The sequence below is a fragment of the Moritella sp. genome (assembly GCF_033791185.1).
Classification (GTDB): Bacteria; Pseudomonadota; Gammaproteobacteria; order Enterobacterales; family Moritellaceae; genus Moritella.
In genome coordinates this window covers 45,842-52,577 of sequence record NZ_JASJHF010000083.1, presented here as the reverse complement: position 1 = coordinate 52,577, position 6,736 = coordinate 45,842, and the positions used below count along the sequence as shown (strand labels likewise).

The 6,736-nt window shown below is 38.3% G+C and carries 8 protein-coding genes; 4 read left to right on the top strand and 4 right to left on the bottom strand.

Annotation, left to right across the window (positions count from 1 at the left end; genetic code table 11):
- Positions 1–284 precede the first annotated feature (284 nt).
- The 3 genes from QNK26_RS05275 to QNK26_RS05265 all read left to right on the top strand — a co-directional run bounded on the left by QNK26_RS05275 (position 285) and on the right by QNK26_RS05265 (position 2,774).
- Positions 285–1,034: a glycerophosphoryl diester phosphodiesterase gene (locus tag QNK26_RS05275; RefSeq protein ID WP_319221314.1), complete on the top strand. Its 750-nt coding sequence runs from the start codon at positions 285–287 to the stop codon at positions 1,032–1,034.
- The gene (locus QNK26_RS05270; RefSeq protein ID WP_319221312.1) at positions 1,034–2,329 is read left to right on the top strand and encodes an MFS transporter; all 1,296 of its coding nucleotides are present in this window, start codon (positions 1,034–1,036) and stop codon (positions 2,327–2,329) included. Before QNK26_RS05275 ends, QNK26_RS05270 begins: the two co-directional genes overlap by 1 nt.
- Before the next feature lie 97 nt (positions 2,330–2,426).
- Complete coding sequence (locus QNK26_RS05265; RefSeq protein ID WP_319221310.1) at positions 2,427–2,774, top strand: DUF4156 domain-containing protein; 348 nt, start codon at positions 2,427–2,429, stop codon at positions 2,772–2,774.
- A 12-nt stretch (positions 2,775–2,786) separates the two neighbouring features.
- On the opposite strand, the gene QNK26_RS05260 is transcribed toward QNK26_RS05265, so the two are convergent.
- From QNK26_RS05260 to QNK26_RS05245, 4 genes are all read right to left on the bottom strand, one after another.
- Positions 2,787–3,761 carry a hypothetical protein gene (locus tag QNK26_RS05260; protein ID WP_319221309.1) on the bottom strand — a complete coding sequence of 325 codons (975 nt, stop codon included), beginning with the start codon at positions 3,759–3,761 and terminating at the stop codon, positions 2,787–2,789.
- Positions 3,762–3,852: 91 nt separating this feature from the next.
- The gene (locus QNK26_RS05255) at positions 3,853–4,275 is read right to left on the bottom strand and encodes an MAPEG family protein (RefSeq protein ID WP_319221307.1); all 423 of its coding nucleotides are present in this window, start codon (positions 4,273–4,275) and stop codon (positions 3,853–3,855) included.
- Between the two features lie 211 nt (positions 4,276–4,486).
- Complete coding sequence (gene grcA, locus QNK26_RS05250) at positions 4,487–4,873, bottom strand: autonomous glycyl radical cofactor GrcA (RefSeq protein WP_319221306.1); 387 nt, start codon at positions 4,871–4,873, stop codon at positions 4,487–4,489.
- A 153-nt stretch (positions 4,874–5,026) separates the two neighbouring features.
- Positions 5,027–5,584 (bottom strand): NAD/FAD-utilizing enzyme, encoded by a 558-nt coding sequence (locus QNK26_RS05245; protein WP_319221304.1) that lies wholly within the window; start codon positions 5,582–5,584, stop codon positions 5,027–5,029.
- 361 nt (positions 5,585–5,945) lie between these two features.
- Between QNK26_RS05245 and QNK26_RS05240 the strand changes: the two genes are divergently transcribed.
- The gene (locus QNK26_RS05240; RefSeq protein WP_319221303.1) at positions 5,946–6,707 is read left to right on the top strand and encodes an enoyl-CoA hydratase/isomerase family protein; all 762 of its coding nucleotides are present in this window, start codon (positions 5,946–5,948) and stop codon (positions 6,705–6,707) included.
- The last annotated feature ends 29 nt before the right edge of the window (positions 6,708–6,736 follow it).

Below are 6,736 nucleotides of genomic sequence, written 5' to 3'. Positions count from 1 at the left end.
ATAATAATAACCGCACACTTAACCTCACATTATTTAACCCTGCCTTAACGCCTCTTACAAATACATCCATTTAAACCTTCGAATCTAACTTTAAAACGAAACCACCGTGTTCCCTTACGCATTTACACTAATTTAAAAATGCTTAAATAGGTGATAAATCGAACAAATAGAACCTTTATTTGAACATTTATACTTTCGAATAGTGATAATTGTATGCGCGTCACATTTCGTTTATATAATCTACCCTATTATCTCGCCATCGTTTAGTTACAAAAAGGTTAAAAATGAAAAGATTGATTGCTCATCGTGGAATGTCATCACTGGCACCAGAGAATACATTAGCCGCATTCTCTTTATGTAAAGAACATCACATCCAATGGTTTGAATGTGACGTTGATATTTTAAAAGACGGTACAATCATTGTTTCCCATGACGATACATTAGATCGTTGTACTGATAAGAGCGGTCAATTATGTAAAATCAGTCATGCCGATATCGACAACATCGATGCCGGGAGCTGGTTTGCAGATGAATTCATTGGTGAAAAACTACCGACCCTACAAGAGTTGATTGCATTAGCAAATAAGCTCGAACTAAACATGAACATCGAAATAAAATCATGCTCAGCAAGTGCAGCGCTAAGTTATACCCTCATTGATAATTTAATTGCTGGTTTGAAAGATCTTAATCCTGATCGCGAATTAATCGTATCAAGTTTCAACCACCTTGCGCTAACCGAATTTAAACGTCGTAGCCCAGAAACTCAAGTTGCTTGTTTATTTGAAAGCCACACTTTGTGGGACGATTGGAACTCAATTCTAGATTGGTGTAACGCTGATTACATTCACCCCGAAGACAAAGGCTTAACCCAAGAAATGGTGCACAAATTTAAAACCGCTGGTTTTAAAGTAAACGTGTGGACGGTGAACGATCTGGCTCGTGCAAACCAATTATTCAACTGGGGCGTTGACGGTATTTGTACCGATATTGCTCATAAATTCCCATCAAAATACAAAATTTTAGGTAATAAATAATGAGTTTATTAAGCAAAATTGGTTTTGACTCAAAAAGCCGTTTTTACGGTTTCTTGTCTGTCGTGCTATCAGGACAAATCATCTACTCTGCTTTTGAAGCATTTAAAGGTACGTTTTATAACTTACTGCTAGAAGTTTTAAACATCGACAATACACAGATGGGTGTATTATTCACCTTAATTGGTTCCGCGATGTTCTTCTACATTCCGGCAGGCTGGGTAAACAACCGTTTCTCTGTTCGCTCTATTTTGATGACCAGTATGTTCATTCGATTCTTGAGTATGATGGCCATTATCATCTTCCAACCAGAATTTACTTACTTAATCGTCATTGCCGGACTTTGGGGTCTAATTGACGCTATCTTCTGGCCAGCGGTTGTTAACGGCGTTAACTTAATGTCAGGCGATAACAATAAAGGTATGGCATTTGGTTTATTAGAATCTATCCGCCGCGCGACAGAAATGAGCATGAACGAGATTATCGTTGGTATCATGGCGCTAGTAAGTGGCTCAATCTTAATTTTCCAAGGTGAGATCTTATTCTATACTCTACTTATCCTACCAATGATCTTCTGTGTATGGAAATTCGTACCAGACAATCAATTAGAAGTTAAAGCTGGCGAAAGTAAAAACAAAGCAGCATTACAAGGCTTATTCTATGTATTGAAAATGCCGACAGTATGGTTAGCAGCACTCACATCGCTAACGGTTTACTGGACTTACATCACCCTTATCTACACTGTACCGTACTTACAAGCAGTATTCGGTTTAACCACGGCAGAAGCCGCTATCTTCGGTATAATTAATACCGGTGCGATGGGTGTTGTTGCCGGTCTTGTCGCTGGTTCGATTGCTGACTTTATATTCAAATCATCGATTAAAATGATGCTGTGTGCACTGGGTCTTACGGTTATCTGTTTAGGTATTACCATTTTACTGCCTAAATCAGCTGAAATGTTAGTGATGAACATGATCCTACTTATGTGTTTCTCGTTTAGTATCTTCCTAGCAAAAGGGATTATCTTAGCGCCAATTGCTGAAGCTGGCGTGCCAAAAGAATTCAGTGGCGCGGCAATGAGTGTTGGTTCATTCGCAGCCTATGCATCGGTATTCTGGGCTTACGCACTAAACGGTTGGATCATTGATAGTTACCCTGCTATTGAAGCTTACCAAATGATCTTTGGTATTGGTTTAAGTGTTTCAGCATTTGGTATGTTCACAGCAATTTGTCTGTTGCTACTAAAACGCAAGCAAGGTGATGGCGATATCACTGCAGACGACGCAACACTAGCTTAATATTTGCACCTAAAAATAAAATAGCCGCAGCAATTGCGGCTATTTTTAAAGCGCTGTACACTTAATTATTAAAACCAAGCAACAGCGGCCAGACAACATGATATTCAATCATTTAAAAGTCATATTCATCTTTATTACTGGTTTAACACTTACCTCTTGTAGCCTATTCGATATCCAGCCACTAGATGACGCAACCAGCGTCATTAAACTTTATGATGCATACGAACATCTCGAACAATGTACATTTGTTGATGAGTTAGTCGGCTCTGAAGGGACTTGGTACAACTATCTATTTATTTCCAACAAAGACTTAACGCTTGGCAGTATTAATGATTTAAAAAATCAAGCCAATACCATGGGCGCTAACGCTATTCACATTCAATATAACTTGAGCTTTAATACATCGGTAACCTTTTTTGCTCAAGCCTATGATTGTCCACAATAGCCGGTATTATCATTAATTCCCGTAATAACTGATTAAGCTAAAGATAATACCAACCTCTGTTTTAAAGTCATTGGATTGATTGAATTCAGTAAATGGTTCTACTTCAAAGTACATCCATGACTTATAAAGTAGGTTTCTATAACGAATCGAAATGTAATAATTTTCATTGGGGATATCGTCTGCATCATTGCTTTTGCTGTATTGAACACCACTGACGAGCAGCTGATTCTTGCCGGTAGGTTTGATGTGATAAAAACCAATCTTGCGCCTAGTGTTTGCTTCAGTCTGCAATTTTTGCCAGCTGGCGGATAAAGACAAATAGCTTTTTTCCAGTGGATAGGCAGCCACTGTTTTGATACTTGGCTCCCAGCCGTCTTCTAGAAAATAAGCCAAACGAGGCTGGAGGCTCAAATCAACGTGTTGAACCTGCCAACTAAACTGCATTTCACTTCTTAAGTATACTTGGCTTCGACTAAAACCAATTCTATTTTTAACCTGTCTTTCTTGACCAAATCGCTTAATATATTGAAACGCAACATTTATCCCTTCTTGCTCGTTATCAAGATCTTTTGATTCATAATCTAATAAGAGCTCATCTTCATCAATATTATCAATAACCAAAGCGAACCTTTCATCCCACTTTGGTAAATTCAAAGACACTTTGAAATTAGCATCCACATCACCTAAATCTGCGGTGCGAGGTAACCAAGATAATTGTAAATAACCATTAGCCGACCCCTTATCACTATCACTATCACTATCACTATCACTATCACTGCCACTATAACCAATATCATCTACCCAAGCAGCTGTATCTTGCATCATGGTATTGAGCTGACTTTGTAGCACATCAACTGTAGGTAGCTGCTCTTCTACCGAGACAACCTGTTCTTCCGCCAAGACAATCTCTGCTTCCCCTACGGGTATCTCTTCGGACAAAGTCATAAAAGAGCTTAATAAACAAATACCGGCGACAATTAATTTCATAGGTAATAACACTCTACAGACGAGACATAGTTATGATGCTGTAAGTGAAGTGTATAAACATTAATGTGATCCCGCCATGATAAAGCGATGACTAGGTATTAATAACTATATGTATACTAGTTTGAATTAACAGTAATAACATCGCCACTAAAGACAGTGCAAAGGCGCGTAGCCGATGTGGTATATAGTTCGTTCCGACATGTACATAAGCATGGATATACCTGAACACCATATACGCGACCGATAATGCAATCGCAAAGCTATTCACAGCGCCAACCAACACTGTAATAATGCACAAGGCATAGAAAACCAAAGGTGATTCAAACTGATTATCTAAGTTATTAGAGACTTGAACGACATCTTCTGGCCAAGCTTTGTTATTTAACGCAGTTTTCTTAAAGTCGACCGACTTCGCTTTAATCGCTTTTGATTTACGCATTATCAACAAAATATACAGTGATAAAACTAACAGCATATGCCCAAGCAGTGGATATAAAATGCCTATTCCATCCATCGTTGTTTTCCCTCTTATTTCTAGAATATGATTAATCTATCAATTAGATATAAAGCAAACAACCAGCAATGGGAAATGATTAATAGCAATTGCATTAAATAAGTGAGGAAAGAGTGACAAGGGTTAAAGAAATAAAAAGGCGGTGAAATAAAAAAGCCTCAATGAAAACTGAGGCTTTATGGACGTAGTTAAACTACGTCATTAAACAGCATTACATTGTTTTAGAGAATGTACGGCTGATAACATCTTGTTGCTGCTCAGATGTTAATGAGTTAAAACGCACAGCATAACCCGATACACGGATTGTTAACTGTGGGTAAGCACTCGGGTTTTTAATCGCATCTTCAAGTGTTTCACGAGTTAATACGTTCACGTTTAGGTGTTGACCACCTTCAACTTTTGCAGGTTCTTCAATTGCAATATCACGCGACTCAAAGTTACCAAGTTCAGCTAAGCTAACAACTGCATCTTGTGCAATAACATCATCAACTGTACCAATGCATCTTGCTTGTTCTGCACTTTCATCAATGAGCCAAATTGAATTATTAAGACGCTGATCGTCAGCTTTAGTGATTTGAATACCTTTTAATTTACTCATTGTTTTACCTTCTTTTAGTATGTTTAAGGTCACAATACAACAAGAAACCTTAACAACACAAGGGTTAACATACAAATAGTTAATACTTTATGAGTAGTTTGAATTTATGTACACGCAAAGTTAACAACGCGTTAACCAACCGTGCAACCACTGTTAAGAAACACGTTTTCTGACATTGTCAAAGGCATCTTGGCAGCTAACAATCCAATGCGGCACCGCGGCACCACAACCTGCGGCTTTAACGCGGGGATGAGTTTTCATTATTACTCTAAAGTTATGTTCTTGTACCGGATCAACATCGACAAACAAGATATGTTTGCCTTTTTTGAGTAGCGCTTGAAATCGAGAAAACCGAGAATTCGGTTTTTTGAAACCTAAAAAGCCACCCTCCCAGGTACAAAAAATAAAACAGCCAAGTGCAATGATGATAAATGTATCCCAACCGGCAGGGCCATAATGCCAACCAGCCATATAGGGAATAATTAAGGCGATTAAGGCAAGTAAGGAGCCAATACCAGCACCGATACTTGTGCCTCGAACCACATCTTGTTTAAATAAAGGCTCTACTTTATGTAAATTATGCTGTGCAATTTTGGCATTATCTAAACTGAGCACATGGATCTGAGGTTCAGTGAATCCTTCATCGTGAAGTTCCTTTTCAACAGTCACTAATTCATTAAGGTCATCCGCTACGTAATAGTGTCTTAACATATAATTCACCACCTAATACATCAAATAGAACCATAACTATCTGTTGATACGCCTGTAATCAATATAATTAAAATATATAAGCTTGCTAAACCATAGCCCGATTATTGGTATAAGTGAAGTACACAAGAGTAATTAATGCATTACAGTTATGCATATTGTATTAACGTAATCGACTGAGAATCGTTGTGACCGGAGGCATAAATAAATAATATAATTAACGTCTTAGATCACAAAGTGACTCATCATTTAAGCCATAAAAAATACTCGTGATTCATGCTACAAACCAGCCATTTAAGTTATGTTAAAGTAAGCTATCAATGAGTGTTATACAAATACTCAGCTCAGACTTAAGGTTTAGAACATGGATGATTTCATTACCTCAGTTGTAAGTAATAATATTTTAACCTTAAAAATAAATCGCCCCAATGCACGTAACGCTTTAAATCAGCATATGTATTTATTGCTCGCTCAAGGATTAGAACAAGCACAACAAGATGAATTAATTCGCGTCGTATTAATCCAAGGCACCAATGATATTTTTTGTGCTGGCAATGACATGCAAGATTTTCAAGCTATGTCACAAGGTCAGCCAGATCAATACGGAGCCCGCTTTATGCGCGCGTTAATTAATTGTGACAAACCTATCGTAGCGGCGGTTAATGGCCCTGCTATTGGTATTGGCACAACTCTACTACAGTTTGTTGATTTCCTTTATGTTGCACCAACAGCTATATTTCAAACACCCTTTATCGCAATGGGACTATGTCCTGAGTTTGGTTCAAGTGAACTGCTCGCACAGCAGATTGGTACTCGTAAAGCCAAAGCAATGATACTTGCAGGTGAACGTATGCTTGCAACTGAAGCGGTAACACTTGGCTTTGCTAATGAGGTATCCACATCCGCTGATGATACGGCGGCAGCCAAGGCTGTGAGTCTTGCTAAACTTGCGCCAATAGCCATGCGAACCAGTAAAGCAATGCTAATGAACGCATCTCGGCAGCAGCTATTAGATATAATTGAATATGAAAACAAAAAACTCGCCTACTTAGTAACACAACCTGAATCCCAAGAAGCTGTTAACGCTTTTATTGAAAAACGCCAACCCGATTTTAATCTGTGTTGATAGGTCCGACGTCAATGTTTTTATGGCGT

Excerpts from the sequence above, each read along its gene's own strand:
- QNK26_RS05275 (WP_319221314.1), top strand. The coding sequence starts at position 285 with ATGAAAAGATTGATTGCTCATCGTGGAATGTCATCACTGGCACCAGAG.
- QNK26_RS05270 (WP_319221312.1), top strand. The coding sequence starts at position 1,034 with ATGAGTTTATTAAGCAAAATTGGTTTTGACTCAAAAAGCCGTTTTTAC.
- QNK26_RS05265 (WP_319221310.1), top strand. The coding sequence starts at position 2,427 with ATGATATTCAATCATTTAAAAGTCATATTCATCTTTATTACTGGTTTA.
- QNK26_RS05260 (WP_319221309.1), bottom strand. The coding sequence starts at position 3,761 with ATGAAATTAATTGTCGCCGGTATTTGTTTATTAAGCTCTTTTATGACT.
- QNK26_RS05255 (WP_319221307.1), bottom strand. The coding sequence starts at position 4,275 with ATGGATGGAATAGGCATTTTATATCCACTGCTTGGGCATATGCTGTTA.
- grcA (WP_319221306.1), bottom strand. The coding sequence starts at position 4,873 with ATGAGTAAATTAAAAGGTATTCAAATCACTAAAGCTGACGATCAGCGT.
- QNK26_RS05245 (WP_319221304.1), bottom strand. The coding sequence starts at position 5,584 with ATGTTAAGACACTATTACGTAGCGGATGACCTTAATGAATTAGTGACT.
- QNK26_RS05240 (WP_319221303.1), top strand. The coding sequence starts at position 5,946 with ATGGATGATTTCATTACCTCAGTTGTAAGTAATAATATTTTAACCTTA.